At 56.0% G+C, this 19,908-nt stretch carries 20 protein-coding genes, 1 pseudogene and 1 other annotated feature; of the genes and pseudogenes, 13 read left to right on the top strand and 8 right to left on the bottom strand.

Going from position 1 to position 19,908, the window contains the following annotated elements; translation table 11 throughout:
• Positions 1-98: 98 nt before the first annotated feature.
• Entirely contained in the window at positions 99-1,436 is a 1,338-nt protein-coding gene (locus tag ACOTZD_RS16165; RefSeq protein ID WP_162270443.1) for an MFS transporter, read from the top strand.
• A gap of 51 nt (positions 1,437-1,487) precedes the next feature.
• Positions 1,488-2,717, top strand: a complete 1,230-nt coding sequence (locus ACOTZD_RS16160) for a DUF3748 domain-containing protein (RefSeq protein ID WP_072199889.1) — start codon at positions 1,488-1,490, stop codon at positions 2,715-2,717.
• On the opposite strand, the gene ACOTZD_RS16155 is transcribed toward ACOTZD_RS16160, so the two are convergent.
• Entirely contained in the window at positions 2,714-3,046 is a 333-nt protein-coding gene (locus tag ACOTZD_RS16155; RefSeq protein ID WP_003861096.1) for a YceK/YidQ family lipoprotein, read from the bottom strand. The genes ACOTZD_RS16160 and ACOTZD_RS16155 overlap by 4 nt on opposite strands.
• A 247-nt stretch (positions 3,047-3,293) precedes the next feature.
• Positions 3,294-3,368, top strand: a sequence feature (ROSE (Repression Of Heat Shock gene Expression) occurs in the 5'-region of heat shock genes and acts as an RNA thermometer to modulate expression.).
• Between ACOTZD_RS16155 and ibpA the strand changes: the two genes are divergently transcribed.
• The 3 genes from ibpA to ACOTZD_RS16140 all read left to right on the top strand — a co-directional run bounded on the left by ibpA (position 3,362) and on the right by ACOTZD_RS16140 (position 6,188).
• Positions 3,362-3,772 (top strand): small heat shock chaperone IbpA, encoded by a 411-nt coding sequence (gene ibpA / locus ACOTZD_RS16150; RefSeq protein ID WP_003861094.1) that lies wholly within the window; start codon positions 3,362-3,364, stop codon positions 3,770-3,772. Its footprint overlaps the feature before it by 7 nt.
• Before the next feature lie 136 nt (positions 3,773-3,908).
• Positions 3,909-4,337, top strand: a complete 429-nt coding sequence (gene ibpB, locus ACOTZD_RS16145) for a small heat shock chaperone IbpB (RefSeq protein WP_003861091.1) — start codon at positions 3,909-3,911, stop codon at positions 4,335-4,337.
• A 189-nt stretch (positions 4,338-4,526) separates the two neighbouring features.
• Positions 4,527-6,188, top strand: coding sequence for a putative transporter (locus tag ACOTZD_RS16140; protein ID WP_058659829.1), 1,662 nt, complete (start codon positions 4,527-4,529; stop codon positions 6,186-6,188).
• Here ACOTZD_RS16140 and ACOTZD_RS16135 read toward each other — a convergent pair.
• Entirely contained in the window at positions 6,168-6,902 is a 735-nt protein-coding gene (locus ACOTZD_RS16135; protein WP_003861087.1) for a GntR family transcriptional regulator, read from the bottom strand. The genes ACOTZD_RS16140 and ACOTZD_RS16135 overlap by 21 nt on opposite strands.
• Before the next feature lie 222 nt (positions 6,903-7,124).
• Here ACOTZD_RS16135 and ACOTZD_RS16130 point away from each other — a divergent pair, with 222 nt between their 5' ends.
• The 4 genes from ACOTZD_RS16130 (at position 7,125) to ACOTZD_RS16115 (ending at position 10,843) form a co-directional block, all read left to right on the top strand.
• Positions 7,125-8,747, top strand: coding sequence for an alpha-glucoside-specific PTS transporter subunit IIBC (locus tag ACOTZD_RS16130; RefSeq protein ID WP_129319017.1), 1,623 nt, complete (start codon positions 7,125-7,127; stop codon positions 8,745-8,747).
• Positions 8,744-10,066, top strand: a complete 1,323-nt coding sequence (locus ACOTZD_RS16125) for a 6-phospho-alpha-glucosidase (protein WP_174402162.1) — start codon at positions 8,744-8,746, stop codon at positions 10,064-10,066. The genes ACOTZD_RS16130 and ACOTZD_RS16125 overlap by 4 nt, the downstream gene beginning before the upstream one ends.
• 92 nt (positions 10,067-10,158) lie before the next feature.
• Positions 10,159-10,506: a YidH family protein gene (locus ACOTZD_RS16120; protein WP_003861080.1), complete on the top strand. Its 348-nt coding sequence runs from the start codon at positions 10,159-10,161 to the stop codon at positions 10,504-10,506.
• The gene (locus tag ACOTZD_RS16115; RefSeq protein WP_421636337.1) at positions 10,496-10,843 is read left to right on the top strand and encodes a DUF202 domain-containing protein; all 348 of its coding nucleotides are present in this window, start codon (positions 10,496-10,498) and stop codon (positions 10,841-10,843) included. Before ACOTZD_RS16120 ends, ACOTZD_RS16115 begins: the two co-directional genes overlap by 11 nt.
• Before the next feature lie 32 nt (positions 10,844-10,875).
• Here the strand turns inward: ACOTZD_RS16115 and dsdA are convergent, their stop codons facing one another.
• Positions 10,876-12,162: a D-serine ammonia-lyase gene (gene dsdA, locus ACOTZD_RS16110; RefSeq protein WP_022650093.1), complete on the bottom strand. Its 1,287-nt coding sequence runs from the start codon at positions 12,160-12,162 to the stop codon at positions 10,876-10,878.
• Positions 12,163-12,179: 17 nt separating this feature from the next.
• Entirely contained in the window at positions 12,180-13,517 is a 1,338-nt protein-coding gene (dsdX, locus tag ACOTZD_RS16105; protein WP_174402161.1) for a D-serine transporter DsdX, read from the bottom strand.
• 204 nt (positions 13,518-13,721) lie between these two features.
• Between dsdX and dsdC the strand changes: the two genes are divergently transcribed.
• Both dsdC and ACOTZD_RS16095 read left to right on the top strand, forming a co-directional pair.
• On the top strand, positions 13,722-14,648 hold the full coding sequence (dsdC, locus tag ACOTZD_RS16100) for a DNA-binding transcriptional regulator DsdC (RefSeq protein WP_003861073.1): 927 nt from the start codon (positions 13,722-13,724) through the stop codon (positions 14,646-14,648).
• 84 nt (positions 14,649-14,732) lie between these two features.
• A pseudogene (locus tag ACOTZD_RS16095) lies at positions 14,733-15,818 on the top strand (cellulase family glycosylhydrolase); the annotation flags it as partial.
• Here the strand turns inward: ACOTZD_RS16095 and emrD are convergent.
• The 4 genes from emrD to tisB all read right to left on the bottom strand — a co-directional run bounded on the left by emrD (position 15,724) and on the right by tisB (position 18,580).
• Entirely contained in the window at positions 15,724-16,908 is a 1,185-nt protein-coding gene (gene emrD / locus ACOTZD_RS16090; RefSeq protein ID WP_063159111.1) for a multidrug efflux MFS transporter EmrD, read from the bottom strand. The pseudogene ACOTZD_RS16095 and the gene emrD sit on opposite strands and share 95 nt — an antisense overlap.
• 175 nt (positions 16,909-17,083) lie before the next feature.
• Complete coding sequence (locus ACOTZD_RS16085; protein WP_023323922.1) at positions 17,084-17,917, bottom strand: DMT family transporter; 834 nt, start codon at positions 17,915-17,917, stop codon at positions 17,084-17,086.
• Positions 17,918-17,979: 62 nt separating this feature from the next.
• Complete coding sequence (locus ACOTZD_RS16080) at positions 17,980-18,426, bottom strand: GNAT family N-acetyltransferase (protein ID WP_003861064.1); 447 nt, start codon at positions 18,424-18,426, stop codon at positions 17,980-17,982.
• 64 nt (positions 18,427-18,490) lie between these two features.
• Entirely contained in the window at positions 18,491-18,580 is a 90-nt protein-coding gene (tisB, locus tag ACOTZD_RS16075) for a type I toxin-antitoxin system toxin TisB (RefSeq protein ID WP_022646551.1), read from the bottom strand.
• A gap of 485 nt (positions 18,581-19,065) precedes the next feature.
• Between tisB and ACOTZD_RS16070 the strand changes: the two genes are divergently transcribed.
• Both ACOTZD_RS16070 and ACOTZD_RS16065 read left to right on the top strand, forming a co-directional pair.
• On the top strand, positions 19,066-19,380 hold the full coding sequence (locus ACOTZD_RS16070; protein WP_023302825.1) for a type II toxin-antitoxin system HigB family toxin: 315 nt from the start codon (positions 19,066-19,068) through the stop codon (positions 19,378-19,380).
• On the top strand, positions 19,377-19,796 hold the full coding sequence (locus ACOTZD_RS16065; protein ID WP_023323924.1) for a helix-turn-helix domain-containing protein: 420 nt from the start codon (positions 19,377-19,379) through the stop codon (positions 19,794-19,796). Before ACOTZD_RS16070 ends, ACOTZD_RS16065 begins: the two co-directional genes overlap by 4 nt.
• Positions 19,797-19,908 lie beyond the last annotated feature (112 nt).

Genomic DNA, 19,908 nt, shown 5'->3' with positions numbered 1-19,908 from the left:
CGAAAACTTGCCGCCTTCCCCCAGCACGAATTATTTAGCGTATTCCGTTTACGTTTTTAATTAAAAAAACCAAATACACCCTCTGTAAATTACAGGGCATGGTGAGCGGCTTCGCTATGCCCAAAATCTGGAGACAGATTGTGATGGATATTCCAGTTACTGCTGCAAAAACCGGGCGTCGTCGTTACCTGACGCTGATCATGATCTTTATTACCGTGGTCATCTGTTATGTCGACCGCGCCAACCTTGCCGTGGCATCGGCTCATATTCAGGAAGAGTTTGGCATCACCAAAGCGGAAATGGGCTACGTCTTCTCGGCGTTTGCCTGGCTGTATACGCTCTGCCAGATCCCGGGCGGCTGGTTCCTTGACCGCGTGGGGTCGCGTCTGACCTACTTTATCGCTATTTTTGGCTGGTCCGTGGCGACCCTGTTCCAGGGCTTCGCCACCGGGCTGATGTCACTGATTGGCCTGCGCGCCATCACCGGGGTGTTTGAAGCGCCCGCGTTTCCGACCAACAACCGCATGGTGACCAGCTGGTTCCCGGAACACGAACGCGCTTCCGCTGTTGGTTTTTACACCTCCGGGCAGTTTGTTGGCCTGGCATTTCTGACGCCGCTGTTAATCTGGATCCAGGAGCTACTGAGCTGGCACTGGGTGTTCATCGTCACCGGCGGGATCGGCATTATCTGGTCGTTAATCTGGTTTAAGGTTTATCAGCCGCCGCGCCTGACCAAAAGCATCACCAAAGCCGAACTGGACTACATCCGCGACGGCGGTGGCCTGGTGGACGGCGATGCGCCCGTGAAAAAAGAGGCGCGCCAGCCGCTGACCAGAGCGGACTGGAAGCTGGTCTTCCACCGTAAGCTGGTGGGCGTATATCTGGGCCAGTTCGCGGTGACTTCCACGCTGTGGTTCTTCCTCACCTGGTTCCCGAACTATCTGACCCAGGAAAAAGGGATTACCGCGCTGAAGGCGGGCTTTATGACCACCGTACCCTTCCTTGCGGCGTTTTTCGGCGTCCTGCTCTCGGGCTGGCTGGCGGACAAACTGGTGAAAAAAGGCTTCTCACTGGGCGTTGCGCGTAAAACGCCGATTATCTGCGGCCTGCTGATCTCTACCTGCATCATGGGAGCGAACTACACCAACGATCCGGTGTGGATCATGACCTTGATGGCGGTAGCGTTCTTCGGGAACGGTTTTGCCTCCATCACCTGGTCGCTGGTGTCGTCGCTGGCGCCGATGCGTCTGATTGGCCTGACCGGCGGCGTGTTTAACTTCGTTGGCGGCCTGGGCGGGATCACCGTGCCGCTGGTCATCGGTTACCTGGCGCAGGACTACGGCTTTGGTCCGGCGCTGGTGTATATCTCTGCCGTGGCGCTGATCGGGGCGCTCTCCTATATCCTGCTGGTCGGCGACGTGAAACGAGTAGGCTAATCCCTTCGGATGTTTTACCCTGATGCGATAACCGCGCATCAGGGTATTTTCATGAAACAAATCACCTTCGCTTCCCGCAACCACCAGCTCACCAACATCAACACCTGGACGCCAGACAGCCAGTGGCTTGTCTATGATGTCCGCCCGTCCGGCGCGTCGTTTACCGGTGAAACCATTGAGCGGGTCAATGTTAGTACGGGCGAGGTTGAGGCGATCTACCGTGCGACTGACGGCGCGCATGTTGGCGTGGTAACCGTTCATCCGGCGCAGGACAAATATGTTTTTATCCACGGCCCGAAAAACCCGGATGCAGACTGGCAGTATGATTTTCACCATCGTCAGGGGGTGATTGCGCACAATGGTCAGGTGAGCAATCTTGATGCGATGGATATCACCGCGCCTTACACGGCAGGTGCGCTGCGTGGCGGCACCCACGTTCACGTTTTTAGCCCGAACGGGCAGTTCGTCAGCTTTACCTATAACGACCATGTGCTGCACGCGCGCGATCCGCAGCTGGATTTGCGTAACGTCGGGGTGGCGGCGCCTTTTGGCCCAGTAAACCCACAGGGGAACCATCCGCGGGAATATGCCGGCACCTTCTGGAGCGTACTGGTAAGCCGGACAACGCCGAACCCGAAACCGGGCAGCGATGAGGTAAACCGCGCCTATGAAGAGGGCTGGGTGGGCAACGACAGGCTGGCGTTTATCGGCGATACGGTGTCTGCGAAAGGCGAGAAAGTGCCCGAACTGTTTATTGTCGATCTTCCCAAAGACGAGCAGGGCTGGAAACGAGCGGGCGATGCGCCGTTGCAGGGAACGCCGGATACAATGCCCGCGCCGCCTGCGGGCGTCATGCAACGCCGCCTTACCTTCACCCATCAGAAGGCGTATCCGGGGCTGGTGAACGTGCCGCGCCACTGGGTGCGCAGCAATCCACAGGGGACGCAGGTTGCGTTTTTAATGCGGGACGATAACGGCGTTGTGCAGCTGTGGCTTATCTCCCCTGAGGGCGGCGAGCCGCGCCAGCTGACCCACAGTGAAAGTGATATCCAGTCGGCTTTTAACTGGCATCCTTCTGGCCGCACACTTGGGTTTGTGCTCGAAAGCCGCATTGCCTGCTGCGATGCGCAGACCGGTGAGGTGACGTTTTTGACCTCCGATCATGGCAATCCGCCGTCTGCTGACGCTGTGGTGTTTTCCCCGGACGGACGATTTATTGCATGGATGGAAGCGAAGGACGGTTTCCGCCAGCTGTGGCTAACAGAAACCGCACAGAATTAGCGTGGAGGCATCGCTGCGGGCGGGATGACGGAGTTGGTTGCCAGCGTCTCCTGCTCGCTTTTCTCAACGCGCGAACGCACTGAGCTGTCGGTGCGGAACATATCCCACGGCAGCAAAAGCGTATCGGCAACCGCCGTAAACGGCATATCAAGAATCGCCAGAGATTTGGTACCCCAGTTTGTCTCATCATCAGAGATCATTGCGGCACTGGCGCGCGTCCCCGGATATGTTCCTTCTTTACCGCCGGTGTGCGACATCACGCTCGAACACCCGCAAAGTAAAACAACCCCGCTGAACGTCGCCAGCTTAATCAGAACATTTCTCATCATCACTCAGTCATCATTAGTAGCACGGCATTGACCTGCAACTCAGGGTTATAGCGAGGCGCGTCCAAAATGGATAGCTCCAAACTCCCGCACTGTGGTCGCCATCGCAATTTAACCCTTTGTGCTGTGCCCCTGAGTCTATGCGACAACCAGCAAAGTGCAAAAAAATCTCACATCAACAGGCTTGAAAAGGCCGTATCCATACCCATTTTAAGAATGTAACCCGATAACGGACACGCCTGATGGGTGTTCGGGGAAGCAGAAGCCTGTCCATGGTGGAAGGCTACATTTTCTCGCTGATTTCAGGAGCATTTATCTATGCGTAATTTCGATCTCTCTCCGCTATACCGTTCTGCCATTGGTTTTGATCGTCTGTTCAACCACTTAGAAAACAACCAGAGCCAGAGCAACGGCTATCCTCCATACAACGTTGAACTGGTTGACGAAAACCACTATCGCATTGCGATTGCTGTTGCCGGTTTCGCAGAGAGCGAACTGGAGATCACCGCGCAGGACAATCTGCTGGTGGTGAAAGGCTCCCATGCGGGCGAGCAGAAAGAACGAACCTACCTCTACCAGGGTATCGCAGAGCGTAACTTTGAACGCAAGTTCCAGCTGGCTGAGAACATCCACGTCAAGGGCGCGAACCTGGTGAACGGCCTGCTGTTTATCGAACTGGAACGTGTGATTCCGGAAGAGAAAAAACCGCGTCGTATCGAAATCAATTAATTAAGCGGGTCGCGGCTGCGGCCCACCTGAAATTGCTTGCCGTAAAGGGAGCATATGCGAATCCGCAAGGGTTTGCAGGTACAACTGTGCACAAAATTAAACTGTGCCGAACTCGCTTCTCAGAAGGAGATTTAGTATGCGTAACTATGATTTTTCCCCTCTGCTGCGTCAGTGGATCGGTTTTGACAAACTGGCTAACGCGCTGCAAAGCGCAACCGAACAGCAGACCTTTCCGCCGTACAACATCGAAAAAAGCGATGATAACCACTACCGCATCACGCTTGCGCTGGCCGGGTTCCGCCAGGAAGATCTCGACATCCAGCTTGAGGGTGCGCGCCTGACCGTGAAAGGGTCACCGGAAAAACCAGACACCGAGACCAAATGGCTGCATCAGGGGCTTGTCACTCAGCCGTTTAGCCTGAGCTTTACCCTGGCAGACCATATGGAAGTTTCTGGCGCGACGTTCACTAACGGGCTGCTGAACATTGACCTCACCCGTAACGTGCCGGAAGCCATTGCGCCTCAACGCATCGCCATTAGCGAACGCCCGGCGTTGAATAGCTAATCGTGTGCGGGCTGGTGCCCTCACCCCGACCCTCTCCCTGTGGGAGAGGGTGCAAACACTAAAAACGGTCACCTTCGGGTGACCGTTTTGCGTTTACCTTCGGCTTTTTTGTGCGCCATCGCCCATACAACCGCCGCCAGCTCTGAGAGAATCCTTATCATAACTAAGGTTATACACAGGATGTGGAACATGAGTGATATCGCGTTAACCGTCAGCGTGTTGGCCCTTGTCGCGGTAGTGGGGCTATGGCTGGGGAATATCAAAATCCGCGGCGTCGGGTTTGGGATTGGCGGGGTGCTGTTCGGCGGGATTTTTGTCGGCCATTTTGCCGACCAGCTTGGGTGGGTGCTCAGCGCCGATATGCTGCATTTCATCCAGGAGTTCGGCCTGATCCTCTTTGTGTATACCATCGGTATTCAGGTGGGGCCGGGCTTCTTCGCTTCCCTGCGCATCTCCGGTTTACGCCTTAATCTCTTTGCCTTCGGCATCGTCGTGATGGGTGGGCTGGTTACCGCCATTCTGCATAAACTCTTCGCGATTCCGCTGCCCGTCGTGCTGGGCATCTTCTCCGGCGCCGTCACGAATACGCCCGCGCTCGGGGCGGGCCAGCAAATTCTGCGCGATCTGGGTATCCCTGCTGATGTCGTCGATCAGATGGGGATGAGCTACGCCATGGCCTATCCGTTTGGCATTTGCGGTATTTTGCTCTCGATGTGGCTGGTACGCGTGCTGTTCCGCGTTAACGTTGGACAGGAGGCGAAGGAGCATGAAAGCACGCTGACCAACGGCCATGCGCTCATTAAAACCATCAACATTCGCGTCGAAAACCCTAATCTGAACAATATGGCGATTCAGGATGTTCCCATTCTGAACAGCGCGACCATTATCTGTTCCCGCCTGAAACGTGATGACACGCTGATGGTGCCTTCACCGGATACCCTTATTCAGCACGGCGATCTCCTGCATCTGGTAGGGCAACCGGCGGATTTAAACAATGCCCGGCTGGTGATTGGTCAGGAGGTGGATACCTCACTCTCAACCCGTGGAACGGACATGCGCGTGGAGCGCGTGGTAGTGACCAATGAGAAGGTTCTGGGCAAGAAAATACGCGATTTGCAGGTTAAAGAGCGTTATGACGTGGTGATCTCCCGGCTTAACCGCGCCGGTGTCGAGCTGGTGGCCAGCCAGGATGCCAGCCTGCAATTCGGTGATATTCTCAACCTTGTCGGGCGTCCTTCATCTATTGATGCCGTAGCAGACATGGTGGGCAACGCCCAGCAAAAACTCCAGCAGGTGCAGATGCTGCCGGTCTTTATCGGCGTCGGGCTTGGCGTCATGCTTGGCTCCATCCCCCTGTACGTGCCCGGCTTCCCGGTAGCACTGAAGCTGGGTCTGGCAGGCGGGCCGCTCATTATGGCGCTTATCCTCGGGCGTATCGGCTCCATCGGTAAGCTCTACTGGTTTATGCCGCCGAGCGCTAACCTGGCGCTGCGGGAGTTGGGCATCGTGCTGTTTCTGGCGGTGGTGGGGCTGAAATCCGGCGGCGATTTTGTCGATACTCTGGTGAACGGCGAAGGGATGAGCTGGGTAGGATACGGCATATTTATTACCGCTATCCCACTGATAACTGTCGGGTTATTGGCGCGTATGTTCGCTAAAATGAACTATCTCACGCTGTGCGGCATGCTGGCCGGTTCCATGACCGATCCGCCCGCGCTGGCGTTCGCCAATAACCTGCACGCCACCAGCGGCGCGGCGGCGTTATCCTACGCCACGGTTTATCCGCTGGTGATGTTTCTGCGCATCATCACCCCGCAGCTACTGGCGGTGCTATTCTGGGGGATGGGCTAATAAGTCTTCCGGGTGGATACGCCGCAGATGGTAGTCCACCTGGTAATCGCTTGTGTTCCGGAACATCACGGAATAATTGAGGAACTCGCCGCTGTCGCTGTAGGAAAGGGAAGTGATGCGCAGCAGCGGCGTCTGTTCCGGCACATTCATATAACCGGCCAGCTGTTTATCTGCCAGCACCGGCGTCAGGCTCTCGTAATTGCCGCTGATGGTGATCCCACACTCCTTCTCGATGTAATCAAACTTAGACCCTTCGAGATGCGCCAGGGAAAGATTGCGGAACAGCTTCACCGGCATAAAGCTGTCCTCCAGCATCAGCGGTTTTCCGTCCACGTAACGCACCCGCCTTGAAAAATAGATCCGCTCATCAACCTGAATCCGCAGCTGGCTGGCGATGGCGGGCGGCGCGGGCATCACTTCAAACTGCAACACCTTGCTTTGCACTTCTTTCCCCTGCTGGCGCAATACCTCCACCAGCCCAGTCAGGTTAGTCGTTTCATGATGAACGTCTTTGCGCGCCACGAACGTCCCGCTACCGTGTCGACGTTCAACCAGCCCCCAGCTTACCAGCAGATCCAGCGCTTTGCGGACGGTCATCCGGGCTACGCCAAACTCCTTTGCCAGCGCTTTTTCTCCGGGTAACGGACTGCCAATGTTGTAGTCCGAAGAATTCAGCCGCAGCCGTAGCCGATCGGCAATTGATTTGTAGATCACCAGTAGACCTCTCTGCGCACATCATGGCGTGGAATACGTCTTAACTTGTCCATGTTTAGTTTAAAAAGTAGACCTGATTGGTCAAATTAAAACCATGAATGCGATCACGAATCGCAGCGGCACGCCATGTTCCCGCATCAGTAACTTCTTATGCTCACCTCAGGCCAGTAAAAAACCATAAAGGCCTCTATCCCCTACAGGTTGTTTCATGAGGATTTAAAAATGCTCAGTCAAATACAACGCTTTGGCGGCGCCATGTTCACCCCGGTTTTGCTGTTTCCCTTTGCCGGGATCGTGGTTGGGATCGCCATCATGCTTCGCAATCCGCTGTTTGTCGGTGAGGCCTTAACCGCGCCTGATAATCTGTTCGCGCAAATTGTTCACATCATCGAAGAGGGCGGCTGGGCGGTGTTCCGTAATATGCCGCTGATTTTTGCTGTCGGCTTACCGATTGGCCTGGCAAAGCAGGCGCAGGGCCGCGCCTGTCTGGCGGTGCTGATTAGCTTTCTGACCTGGAACTACTTTATCAACGCGATGGGGATGACCTGGGGCCACTTCTTTGGCGTCGACTTCTCTGCTGAACCCACTGCCGGCAGCGGGCTGGCGATGATTGCCGGAATCAAAACGCTTGATACCAGCATCATCGGGGCGATTATCATTTCCGGGCTCGTCACCGCCATCCACAACCGATTTTTCAACAAGCCGTTGCCGGTCTTTCTGGGGATTTTCCAGGGCACCTCGTTTGTCGTTATCCTCGCGTTCTTCGTGATGATCCCCTGCGCCTGGCTGACGCTGCTGGGCTGGCCGAAAGTGCAGATGGGCATTGAGTCGTTGCAGGCCTTTCTACGTACCGCTGGCGCGCTGGGCGTATGGGTTTATACCTTCCTGGAACGCATTCTGATCCCAACCGGATTACACCACTTTGTCTACGGTCCGTTTATCTTCGGCCCGGCTGCGGTAGAAGGCGGCATTCAGGTCTACTGGGCACAGCACCTTCAGGAATTCAGCCAGAGCACTGTGCCGCTTAAAACGCTGTTCCCGGAGGGCGGATTCGCGCTGCACGGCAACTCTAAGGTGTTTGGCTCAGTCGGTATTGCGCTGGCTATCTGGTATACCGCGTCGCCGGAGAACCGCGTCAAAGTGGCAGGTCTGCTGATCCCGGCCACGCTTACCGCCGTGCTGGTGGGCATTACCGAACCGCTGGAGTTCACCTTCCTGTTTATCTCGCCGTTGCTGTTTGCCATCCACGCCGTGCTGGCCGCAACGATGGCGACGGTGATGTATATCTTCGGGGTGGTGGGGAACATGGGCGGCGGTCTGCTGGACCAGTTCCTGCCGCAAAACTGGATCCCGATGTTCCATAACCACGCCTCGACGGTATTCACCCAGATTGGCATCGGCCTCTGCTTCACCGGGATCTACTTCGTGGTCTTCAGAACGCTTATCGAACGTCTGAATCTCAAAACGCCGGGCCGGGAAGAGAGCGAAATCAAGCTCTACAGCAAGGCCGACTATAAGGCCGCTCGTGGGCAAACCACCGCCCCGGCGGCAGCCAGCCAGCAGGTCGGACAGGCCGCTGGGTTCTTACAGGCGCTCGGCGGCGCAGCGAATATCGAAAGTATCAATAACTGCGCCACCCGCCTGCGTATCGCCCTGGTGGATATGACGAAAACCCAAAGCGATGACGTCTTCAAAGCCCTGGGCGCACACGGTGTGGTGCGGCGCGGCAACGGCATACAGGTGATTGTCGGTCTGCACGTTCCTCAGGTGCGCGACCAGCTGGAATCGCTGATGAAAACCCCTTTAACAAACGAACAAACCACTCTGACAGAGGCTATATCATGAAAAAATTCTCAGTTGTTATTGCAGGCGGCGGCAGTACATTCACGCCTGGTATCGTCCTGATGCTGTTAGCCAACCGTGACCGTTTCCCGCTGCGTGCGCTGAAGTTCTATGACAATGACGGAGCACGTCAGGAGATCATCGCCGAGGCGTGTAAAATCATCCTTAAGGAGCAGGCGCCGGAGATTGAATTTAGTTACACCACCGATCCTGAAGCGGCCTTTACCGATGTGGATTTCGTGATGGCGCATATTCGCGTTGGCAAATATCCCATGCGTGAAAAGGATGAAAAAATCCCGCTGCGCCACGGCGTGCTGGGCCAGGAAACGTGCGGGCCGGGCGGCATCTCCTACGGCATGCGCTCCATCGGCGGCGTGCTGGAGCTGGTGGATTACATGGAGCAGTACTCCCCGAACGCGTGGATGTTGAACTACTCCAACCCGGCGGCGATTGTCGCGGAAGCCACGCGCCGCCTGCGTCCGAACGCGAAAATCCTCAACATCTGCGATATGCCGATCTGCATTGAAGGGCGTATGGCGCAAATCGTGGGCCTGAAAGACCGCAAAGAGATGCGCGTGCGCTACTACGGTCTGAACCACTTCGGCTGGTGGACGTCGATTGAAGATCAGAACGGCAACGATCTGATGCCGAAGCTGCGCGAATACGTGGCGAAAAACGGTTATGTTCCGCCTTCGGAAGATGTGCATACTGAAGCGAGCTGGAACGATACCTTCGCCAAGGCCAAAGACGTACAGGCGCTGGATCCGGACACCATGCCGAACACCTACCTGAAGTATTACCTGTTCCCGGACTATGTGGTCGCCCATTCCAATCCGGAGCGTACCCGCGCCAATGAAGTGATGGATCACCGTGAGAAGCATGTATTCAGTTCATGTCGGGCGATTATCGAAGCCGGTCATTCTTCTGCCGGTGAACTGGAAATTGACGAACATGCGTCGTACATCGTCGATCTGGCGACCGCGATTGCCTTTAACACCCAGGAACGCATGCTGCTGATTGTGCCTAACAATGGGGCTATCCATAACTTTGACGCTGACGCGATGGTAGAAATCCCTTGTCTGGTCGGCCACAACGGACCGGAGCCGCTGACCGTGGGTGATATTCCGCACTTCCAGAAAGGGCTCATGAGCCAGCAGGTGGCGGTGGAAAAACTGGTGGTGGACGCCTGGGAGCAGCGCTCGTATCAGAAACTCTGGCAGGCGATTACCCTGTCGAAAACCGTACCGAGCGCATCGGTGGCGAAGGCGATTCTGGACGATCTGATTGAAGCGAATAAGGATTACTGGCCAGAGCTGCACTAATCTTTCTGACCGGCATCGCCTGATGCCGGTCTCCTTGTCCTGGCTGAATTACGCTATGCTGAAGCCTGCATGCAGCACGACAAGGAACTTTCATGAACATTTCCCGCCTCGGTGAAGCACCGGACTACCGCTTCTCACTGGCTAACGAACGCACGTTCTTAGCGTGGATCCGCACCGCCCTGGGCTTTCTGGCCGCAGGCGTCGGCCTTGATCAGCTCGCCCCCGATTTTGCCACCCCGTTGATTCGCGAAGTGCTGGCCCTGCTACTGTGCCTGATTGCCGGCGTGCTGGCGATTTATGGCTATCTGCGCTGGCTGAGAAATGAAAAGGCGATGCGTCTGAAGCAGGATCTCCCCTACACGCGCGGCTTGCTCATTATCAGTACGATTTTGCTGATGGTTGCGGGCGTAGTGATGTTACTGGTGCTGTATGCCGGATAGCCGCAAAGCGCGGCGGGAAGCGGACCCCGGCCTTCAGCCAGAGCGAACCTCGCTGGCCTGGCTGCGCACGCTGCTGGGGTATGGCGCGCTGATCGCTCTTGCCATTAAGCACAACTGGCACCGCACGGGGGTGCCATTCTGGATCTCCATTGTTGTGCTGGCGCTGGTAGCCATCATTTTATGGCGCTACACCCGCAGCCGTAACCTGATGGACGTGTCGCAGAACGACTTTGCGCAGCCGAAAGCGGTGCGGGATAAGTTCCTCATCGCCCTGGCCGTGCTGTCGTTGTCACTGCTGTTTGCGGTAACCCACATTCAACAAATTTTGCACCTGTAGGCCGGGTAAGGCGCAGCCGCCACCCGGCATAATTACTTCCCTTTCGCTAAATATTTCGCCATCTCGTCTTCCGGCACCATGCCGCCGCCGGTCGCCCACACCAGGTGGGTAACGTTCTCATCGGCATCGACGCGCAGCGGCCCGGCCATCCCCGCCAGCGCCGACGGCTCCAGGCGAATCCTTTCCTCCTGCGCCAGCCAGCCGAGCATGTCGTACATGCTTTGATCGGAGAGGGTATAGAACCCGTCGAGCAGGCGCTCCATCGCGCGGCCCACGAAGCCGGAGGCACGTCCTACCGCCAGTCCGTCCGCCGCCGTCACGTTATCAATACCCAGGTCCTGCACGGCGATTTCATCGTGCAGCCCGGTATAAACGCCCAGCAGCATGCACGGTGAGTGCGTTGGCTCCGCAAAGAAGCAGTGGACGTTATCGCCAAAGGCCAGCTTCAGGCCAAAAGCCACGCCGCCGGGGCCGCCGCCGACGCCGCACGGCAGATAGACGTACAGAGGATGATCGGCATCCACCACGCGGCCCTGTTCGATAAACTGCGCCTTCAGGCGCTCGCCAGCAACCGCATAGCCCAGGAACAGCGTGCGTGAATTCTCATCGTCAATAAAGAAGCAGTTCGGATCGCTTTCCGCCGCTTTGCGTCCCTGCTCCACCGCCACGCCGTAATCCTGCTCATATTCAACGACGATCACGCCGTGGCTGCGCAGTTTGGCTTTCTTCCACTCGCGGGCGTCGGCGGACATATGCACGGTCACCTTAAAGCCAATGCGTGCGCTCATAATGCCGATGGACATCCCCAGGTTGCCGGTTGAGCCCACCGCGATGCTGTACTGGCTGAAGAAGTCCTTAAAGCGCGGCTCCAGCAGAACGCTGTAGTCGTCTTCAACGCTCAGCAACCCGGCTTCCAGCGCCAGTTTCTCCGCATGGGTCAGCACCTCATAGATGCCGCCGCGCGCTTTGATCGAGCCGGAAATCGGCAGATGGCTGTCTTTTTTCAGCAGCAGCGTGCCTGTAACAGGCTTCGCAGATTCTTTCTCCAGCCGCGCCTGCATCGCCGGGATCGCGACCAGGTCGGATTCGATAATCCCGCCTGTTGCCGCCGTTTCCGGGAACGCTTTCGCCAGATACGGCGCGAAGCGTTTCAGGCGCGCGTGCGCGTCGTCTACGTCGGCTTTCGTCAGCCCGACATACGGCAATCCTTCCGCCAGCGTCGTGGTGCGAGGGTTAAGCCAGGTGGTTTCTTTCAGGGCAATCAGATCCTCAACCAGAGGAAACTGTGCGGTTAAAGTAGTGATAGTTGCGTTTTCCATAATACGTCTCTTCGCGCTCAGATAATGAAAGAAAGCAGGAATGTGCCGCCAAGTGCAAGCACCGAGGCGATAAACGTCGCCGTCGTATAGTTTTTGAAGGTCTCATTCAGGGTCGCGCCGCAGTACTGCTTCACCAGCCAGAAGAGAGAGTCGGTCACGATCGTGCAGCCAATAGCGCCGGACCCGATGGCAATGGTGATGATCTCCGGGCTTACGTTCGGGTAGAGCGGCAGCATCGGCGCCACTATCGCCGTGGCACCCATCATCGCTACCGTTGCCGAACCCACGGCGGCGTGCAGCACCAGTGCCACCAGCCAGGCGAGAAGGATAGGGTGCATATGCAGGTTCGAGAGAATATGCGCCAGCGTCTCCGCCAGACCACTGATTTTAAGGATGGCGTTGAACGCCCCGCCCGCACCGATAATCAGCAAAATGTTGGCGATAGAGCCAAAGCCGTGCTCCGTATGGATCAGCATTGCGCCCATGCCCATGTGCTGGCGGATCCCCAGCAGGTAGTAGGCGACAAACACGGCGATAAACATCGCGGTGATGGGGTTGCCGATAAACTCCAGCAGGGTATACAGCGAGCCTTCTTTTGCCATGTTCAGCTCGGCAATGGTTTTCACCAGCATCAGGGCAATCGGCAGCAGCACGGTGAACAGCGTGGCGCCCAGCGACGGCAGAGTGTGCTCTTCCCGCACCTTCAGGTCTGAAAATTCCGCCGGAACCGGCTTATAGGGCAGACGGTTGCCGAGCAGCTTCAGGAACAGCGGGCCACCAACCAGAGACGCCATCAGGCCCACCACCAGACCGTAGACAATCACCGTCCCGACGTCCGCCCCTAATTTGTTGGTGACAAATAGTGCGGCCGGATGCGGAGGCACCACGCAGTGCACTGCCATTAGTGCGGTACAGAGCGGAATGGCCAGCTTGAGCAGCGACGTGTTGGTCTTTTTGGCGATGGAAAACGCCAGCGGGATCAGCAGTACCACGCCCACTTCAACAAACAGCGTAATGCCGCAGATCAGGCCGACCAGGACCATAATCACGTCCGCCGACAGCCAGCGGCAGCGCTGCAACGTAATCCCGATGCGCTCTGCCGCGCCGGAGACTTCCATCATTTTGCCGAGAATAGTGCCAAGACCGATAACCGCCGCCAGGAAGCCCAGCGTACCGCCAATCCCGCTCTCAATGGCGTTAACCATATCCAGCGGGCTCATCCCCATCATCGCGCCAACGAAAAAGCTTGCCAGCAGCAGCGCGAGGAACGGGTGAAACTTCAGTTTTACGATGGTTAAAACAATCAACACGATGCTGACAAGCAGCGTTGCCACAACCCAGACCTGAGATCCCATATCTCACCTCACCCTTATGTCATCTGGGGATATTGGACGAAAAAACGGCTTGGGCTGACAAACGATATAAATTGGCGTTCAGATGAGCCAGATTGGATCAACTGAGTGACTGGACTCTAAAAAGCGCACTTATTTTGCCGTTGGTTCACATAAATTCATTCTTGAGCGGTATGCTGAACGCAGAAATTACGTGTGGGAATTGTGATGACCGATGCGAATGAAGGCAGAAACCGGCTGTTAAACGGCTGGCAGCTGTCGAAAATGTACACCTTTGAAGTGGCTGCCCGGCATGAGTCCTTCGCCCTGGCGGCGGCGGAGCTGTCGCTCAGCCCCAGCGCGGTGAGCCACCGCATTAACCTGCTGGAAGAGGAGCTGGGCATTCAGCTGTTTGTCCGCTCACACCGTAAAGTGGAGCTGACGCAGGAAGGCAAGCGCGTTTACTGGACGCTGAAATCGTCCCTCGACACCCTGAATCAGGAGATCCTGGACATTAAAAACCAGGCGCTGTCAGGTACGCTAACGGTGTACTCCCGGCCCTCGATCGCCCAGTGCTGGCTGGTGCCGATGCTGGGGGATTTTACCCGCCGCTACCCGTCGATTTCACTTACTATTCTGACTGGTAATGATTACGTCAACATGCAGCGAACCGGCATCGATCTGGCGCTCTATTTCGACGATACGCCGCCAAACCACCTTTCTCATCACTTTTTGATGGATGAAGAGATTTTGCCCGTCTGCTCGCCAGCGTATGCCCGGGAGCATGAACTGCTGAAAAACCCCCATAACCTCAGCCACTGCACGTTACTGCACGACCGTCAGGCCTGGAGCAATGATTCCGGTACGGATGAGTGGCTGAGCTGGGCGCAGCATTTCGCGGTGAATATGCCGTTATCATCGGGTATTGGCTTCGATCGTTCTGATTTAGCCATTATCGCGGCCATGAGTAATGTCGGGGTGGCGATGGGGAGAAAGCGGCTGGTGCAAAAACGTCTCGAACGGGGGGAGTTGATCGCACCCTTTGATGGGGAAACCCTCAAGTGCCATCAGCATTATTACGTCTCAACGCTTCCCGGCCGTCAGTGGCCGAAAATTGACGCCTTTATCGGCTGGCTAAGAGAGCTGGCGGGTTGAAGAATTATTACGCTTTCGCTCTACACCAAATGTGAAAAAGCGTGCTAAATACAGGTAATGCTTTTGATTTTTCCAGGGTAAACCGTGTTAAAGCCTTTTATTGCCACTGCGATCTTACTCTCTTCCGGCTGGGCGACTGCCGCTGAGCCGCCGCTGACGGCTGCCCGTTATGCGCAGCAGCTGGGCGTCGGGATGGATGTGGACTGGGCACGCACCGAGCGCGGTATCCGCGAATTCGACCCGCTGGTGGTCCGTGATTTTCAGGCGAAAGGCATACACCATGTCCGTATTCGGGTGGCGGGCGAACCGACGGAAGCGCGGCTGATTCACCTGCGTAAGCTGGTGGAGGCCTGCGAGCAATACGGCGTCATCCCCATCATCGCTTATCAGGCCGATGAATATAAAAACGACCCGAAAGCGGATACCGAAAAAGAGGTGATTAACTGGTGGATTGCCGTGGCGCACTATTTTGGTCAGCGCTCGCCGTTGCTGGGCTTTGACCTGATCTACGAACCGGCGGACAAGCTCAACCACAACGTTGCTTCGCTCAACCGGGTGTATGAGAAAGCGATCAAAGACATTCACGCCATTGATGCCAGCCGCATGATTTTTATCGCCCCTCGTCTGCGCGCCGCGCCGGAGGATTTATCCACCCTGAAGCTGCCCGCGCACAGCCAGAATTACCTGCTGGCGGAGTGGCATATTTTCCCCTGGGGTCCGCTGAAAACGAACGGTAAATACCCGTGGACGTCCGGAACTGCGGCTGAGAAAGCGGCTATCCGTAACCGAATCAACGCCGCGCTGCACTGGCAACAAAAAACCGGGCATGTGAGCTGGGTTGGCGGCTGGGGGGTGGGCGAATCGAAAAGCCTGACGCCAACCGCCTCGCAGATGGCGTTTGCCACGTTTATGGCGTGCGAGCTGCAACATGCCAACATCCCGTATGCGATAAACGCCGATGTTCAGTTTTATGACGGGGAAGAGGGGGCGTGGCGGCCTGCCCCAGAGCGGCTATTGCAGGCGATGATTGCGCCCGTCTGTGAAAAGCCCGGCGAGAAGCCGGGCCATCATGCGGTTAAACCGGCTGTTCGTGATGCGAGACACGCGACGCCAGCGGCAGCCAGCACAGCAAAATCAGCAGCCCCATCAGGGTCATCAGCAAGCCTAAACTCGCCTGCCCGGTCTGCGGCATCATAGCCGAAAGCCAGGCCAGCGCGCCGGAACCGATGTTCTGCAAACCGCCCACCAGCGCGCCTGCCGTGCCTGCGAGGAACGGGAACGGCTCCATCGCGCCGCTGGTGGCGAGGGGAAACAGCATGCCCGCGCCGAAGAAGAACAGCGCTGCCGGGATGAGCAACGTCCAGACCGACATCACGTCAAACAGCCCCGGGATCCACATCATCAGCCCGGCCAGCAGACAGCTGATCACCGACTGCCACATCAGGGTGGAGAAACGCTTGTTCGGACGTCCGGCGAACCATGCGCCGAAGAACGCCGCCGGGATCGGCAGAATAAACAGAATACTCACCACCATACTGCTCAGGCCAAGGCCCGCGCCCAGCAGCACGCCGGAACAGGCTTCAAACACCGCAATGCCCGCCAGGCCGCCGATTAGCATCAACAGATAACAGGTAAAGGACCCATTACCGAACAGCGTTTTGTAGCTGGCGATGAGCTTCGTGCGCGGCGCGTCTTTTGGGCGGGTTTCCGGCATCCAGCGCCCCATGCTGAAGGTGACAATAATGCACAGCACCAGCAGGAAGGCATAACAGGCGCGCCAGGACCAGACGGTGTCCAGCAGACCCCCAATCAGCGGGGCCAGCAGCGGGCTGACCAGAATACCCATATTTAACAGACTGTTGGCGTGGCGAAGCTGTGTGCCCTGGTACATATCACGCGGCAGGGTACGCGCCATAACCCCGCCGACGCCGGTGCCCACACCCTGAAGGGCGCTGGCGGCAATCAGGACGGTGAGGCTGTGCGTGGTAATGGCAATCACCGTCGCTACCATGAAAATGCTCATGCCCACCAGAATGACCGGACGACGCCCTACGCGATCGGACAGGGGACCATAAACCAGCTGTGAAACGCCATAGGTTAGCAGATAGGCTGCCATCACGCTCTGTACTGCACCTTCGCGGACGCTTAGATCTTTTGCCATATCGGCAATCGCCGGAATGTAGATGGTTTGCGCCATCTGCCCGACGGCCACCAGTAACACCAGCATCAACAATAAGTTCACGTTCCGTTGCTTTTTCATATCGCTGAATACTTTTGCCAAAAGAGATAAATGAAGAATAAGTGACTATGCATTCCCATAAATGCGCGAGGAATCTACCACAGAGAGATGACAATTTAAGCATTACTGTGATGAATGACAGAAGACGTGAAGGCATGATTTGTAAACAAGATCGGCAACTAATGTTGCCAGCGGATTACGCCAGGCGCAGCAGGATCGCACCGGCAGCAATACCCAGTGCCGCCGCGATGCGCAGGCCGGCAACCTTCTCTTTTAAAAGCACAAATGCGATTAATGCGCCGAAGAGAATAGAGGTTTCACGCAGTGCGGCGACCACAGCCAGCGGTGCCTGGGTCATCGCCCAGAGTGCCAGACCGTAAGATCCCATCGTCCCGACGCCGCCGAGCAGCCCTTTTTTCCAGTGCAGGCGCAGGTAGCTGGACGCTTCGCGACGCCGCGCCACCATTGCCCAGCTCAGCAGACAGAAACCGTTCATGAAGAAGGTCCAGAGCGTGTAGCCCAGCGCAGTGTCCGAGAGTCGCACACCGGTGCCGTCCACCAGGGTATACCCGGCGATAAAACAGGCGTTCAGCAGCGCCAGCCAGATCCCCTTGCGTGACTGCATGCGGCCGTTCATCGCCATCGCCAGAATCGAAAGACAAATGACCCCGATGCCGGACCACGCAAGCCAGGAGAGATGATCCCCGAGCACCATTACGCTGATCAGCGCCACCAGCAGAGGGGCCGTCCCGCGCATAAGGGGGTAGGTCTGGCTCATGTCGGAGACCTGATAAGTTTTTGCCACCAGTACCGTATACACCACCTGTAACGCACAGGAGACGAACAAATATGGCCAGCTTGCGGCAGTTGGCTGAGGAGAGAAGGGCAGTAAAATCAGGGCAATAAGCGCGGCTGAACCGCTGACCCCGATCGCCGAGTAGAGTTTATCCGTTCCGGCTTTAACGATGGCGTTCCAGCTGGCATGTAGCAGTGCGGCGAACAGTAAAATGCAGAAAACGGTGATGGTCATGGCGTATCGGTTGGTGAAATGTCATCCAACTGTAACATTCACCCGTCGATGCTGCCAGCCGCTTACACTGCGCAAAAAAGGCGGTGCGTCACCCGGGGTTCGTCTGACACCAGCCTGAAGCCCGCCCGATGGTAAAATCCGTACGCGGTTTCCGGCGCATGGGTATTAAGAAAATCAAACCAGATGCTGGCATCCGCCATCACCACGGTCAAAAGTTGTTTGCCAATGCCCTGCCCACGGCACTTTTCGCTGACGTAGAGATGACGAATACGTCCGGCGCGCGGCTGCTGGCTGAACGGATCGCGGTTGAGGCCGCACACGCCCACCAGCCTGCCGTTAAGAAACGCCCCCAGCAGCTTTTCACCCGGCGCGTTAAAGCGGTTTTCACCCCGCTGCCAGTTCTCTTCCAGCCTGCGCAGCATATTGAAATTCAACGCGATACTCTCCGCCTTCAGGGCGATATAGCCCGGTTCATCAGGCGTAACAGGCTCAATTAACAGACGCGACATAGCATTCCCTCGTTATTAAAGAGGGGCGGTTGCCCGCCCCTCTCAGGTGCGACTTGAACCTGAATCACTTAACGTATTTCAGGACAGCATCAAGCAGTTGCAATACAGCAACAATGAGTTTGAGGACAAGTATGACCATATCCACGACGCTCATACGCGTCTCCTTTTGGTTAAAAGGAGCACGATGCTGGCGTACCTTTCCGCCGCCTGTGGCCAGCACCTGGATTGACGTAACACAGTGTGCTCACTTCAGGGGTTAAGGCACTGACGGCACCACCCGTTTCAGCCAGGACTTCGTTGCGCCGGTAAACTGCGGCCCCCTCGCTCACTGCGAACACCCTCAGTATAGATAAATACTGTATGTATGAACAGTATTTTATGGACAAATTTTGGAAGGCGATCCATACTCAAAAACGTCAAAATCCGTGCCGGAATTGCGCGTTCGTCTTCGATCGCGTATACTTTTCGCGTTGACGTAACACAGTGTGTTCTGCGGCAACCAACCGCAAAACCCTGATAAAAACCTCGCTTAGGCGGGGTTTTTTGTTTTCTGACGAAGTGAAATAGTACCCTTCGTTGACTTATTGGCAACAGGTGTTATCGTTGCCATAATGGCAATGGACGCGGCAGGCAAGCAGGATGCATTTAATCTCAATGAAGGCAATTTTGGATGCGGTAAGCCAGTTCCCGCAACACAGAGAAGAGCTTCTCTTTTTAGGACGAGTTATTGAAAAGAGCCACTGCCCGACGCCCGCTGCACTGAGAAAACTTTTCCCAACGCTGGATAACTTCAAGTATCTTGATAAGCATTATGTTATTGATATTGCAAATAACAATCTCAGAGTAGTGGCTCTCATCTTCTTTGAAAGCCAAAAGTTTTATGTGCGCCATGTTTTTACTCATAAGGAATATGACCGTTTTACGGAGAAACATCGCACTAAGGGGAAGAAATGATGATCGTCGCTGATGCAATGAAAGCTACGCACGCCCTTGTTGCGGCCGTTCCTTTACTGGGTGAACAGCCGAGCGAGAAAGATTATAAGGATGCGCTTGAGCTGGTTGAGTATCTCCTTATGAACGAGCCCAATAGCCCCTTGCTGGATATTGTGTGCGCCAGAATTAGCCGTTACGAAGCTAATCGGCCAGAGATAGTCGCATTACGCAAGGAGATGGAGTCCGTTCCCGTCGGAATTGCAGTTTTAAGAACCTTGATGGATCAATACAATCTGACGATATCGGATTTTAAGGATGAAATTGGTAGTAAATCGATGGTTTCACGGGTTCTGAATGGTCAGAGACAGCTTACCCTGAACCATATTAAAAAGCTGGCGGCCAGATTTGGGGTATCACCTGCGTTATTTATTGAGTGAGTAAAAACCCTTTATTGAGTGTCACCACCCAACAAACGAAACGTGATCCCTGACGCATTTTTGCGCAGATGAAAATATTTCCATTGTCACGCCCGAAAACCTGTGTTTGTAT

Source organism: Enterobacter cloacae complex sp. SHL022 (genome assembly GCF_049237785.1).
Taxonomy (GTDB): Bacteria; Pseudomonadota; Gammaproteobacteria; order Enterobacterales; family Enterobacteriaceae; genus Enterobacter; species Enterobacter hormaechei_C.
The sequence above is the reverse complement of the archived record's forward strand: the minus strand, read 5'-3'. Positions and strand labels throughout refer to the sequence as shown.

What these genes read in the sequence shown, in the direction of transcription:
- ACOTZD_RS16165 (WP_162270443.1), top strand. Translation starts at nt 99, where the DNA reads ATGGTGAGCGGCTTCGCTATGCCCAAAATCTGGAGACAGATTGTGATG.
- ACOTZD_RS16160 (WP_072199889.1), top strand. Translation starts at nt 1,488, where the DNA reads ATGAAACAAATCACCTTCGCTTCCCGCAACCACCAGCTCACCAACATC.
- ACOTZD_RS16155 (WP_003861096.1), bottom strand. Translation starts at nt 3,046, where the DNA reads ATGATGAGAAATGTTCTGATTAAGCTGGCGACGTTCAGCGGGGTTGTT.
- ibpA (WP_003861094.1), top strand. Translation starts at nt 3,362, where the DNA reads ATGCGTAATTTCGATCTCTCTCCGCTATACCGTTCTGCCATTGGTTTT.
- ibpB (WP_003861091.1), top strand. Translation starts at nt 3,909, where the DNA reads ATGCGTAACTATGATTTTTCCCCTCTGCTGCGTCAGTGGATCGGTTTT.
- ACOTZD_RS16140 (WP_058659829.1), top strand. Translation starts at nt 4,527, where the DNA reads ATGAGTGATATCGCGTTAACCGTCAGCGTGTTGGCCCTTGTCGCGGTA.
- ACOTZD_RS16130 (WP_129319017.1), top strand. Translation starts at nt 7,125, where the DNA reads ATGCTCAGTCAAATACAACGCTTTGGCGGCGCCATGTTCACCCCGGTT.
- ACOTZD_RS16125 (WP_174402162.1), top strand. Translation starts at nt 8,744, where the DNA reads ATGAAAAAATTCTCAGTTGTTATTGCAGGCGGCGGCAGTACATTCACG.
- ACOTZD_RS16120 (WP_003861080.1), top strand. Translation starts at nt 10,159, where the DNA reads ATGAACATTTCCCGCCTCGGTGAAGCACCGGACTACCGCTTCTCACTG.
- ACOTZD_RS16115 (WP_421636337.1), top strand. Translation starts at nt 10,496, where the DNA reads ATGCCGGATAGCCGCAAAGCGCGGCGGGAAGCGGACCCCGGCCTTCAG.
- dsdA (WP_022650093.1), bottom strand. Translation starts at nt 12,162, where the DNA reads ATGGAAAACGCAACTATCACTACTTTAACCGCACAGTTTCCTCTGGTT.
- dsdX (WP_174402161.1), bottom strand. Translation starts at nt 13,517, where the DNA reads ATGGGATCTCAGGTCTGGGTTGTGGCAACGCTGCTTGTCAGCATCGTG.
- dsdC (WP_003861073.1), top strand. Translation starts at nt 13,722, where the DNA reads ATGACCGATGCGAATGAAGGCAGAAACCGGCTGTTAAACGGCTGGCAG.
- emrD (WP_063159111.1), bottom strand. Translation starts at nt 16,908, where the DNA reads ATGAAAAAGCAACGGAACGTGAACTTATTGTTGATGCTGGTGTTACTG.
- ACOTZD_RS16085 (WP_023323922.1), bottom strand. Translation starts at nt 17,917, where the DNA reads ATGACCATCACCGTTTTCTGCATTTTACTGTTCGCCGCACTGCTACAT.
- ACOTZD_RS16080 (WP_003861064.1), bottom strand. Translation starts at nt 18,426, where the DNA reads ATGTCGCGTCTGTTAATTGAGCCTGTTACGCCTGATGAACCGGGCTAT.
- tisB (WP_022646551.1), bottom strand. Translation starts at nt 18,580, where the DNA reads ATGAGCGTCGTGGATATGGTCATACTTGTCCTCAAACTCATTGTTGCT.
- ACOTZD_RS16070 (WP_023302825.1), top strand. Translation starts at nt 19,066, where the DNA reads ATGCATTTAATCTCAATGAAGGCAATTTTGGATGCGGTAAGCCAGTTC.
- ACOTZD_RS16065 (WP_023323924.1), top strand. Translation starts at nt 19,377, where the DNA reads ATGATGATCGTCGCTGATGCAATGAAAGCTACGCACGCCCTTGTTGCG.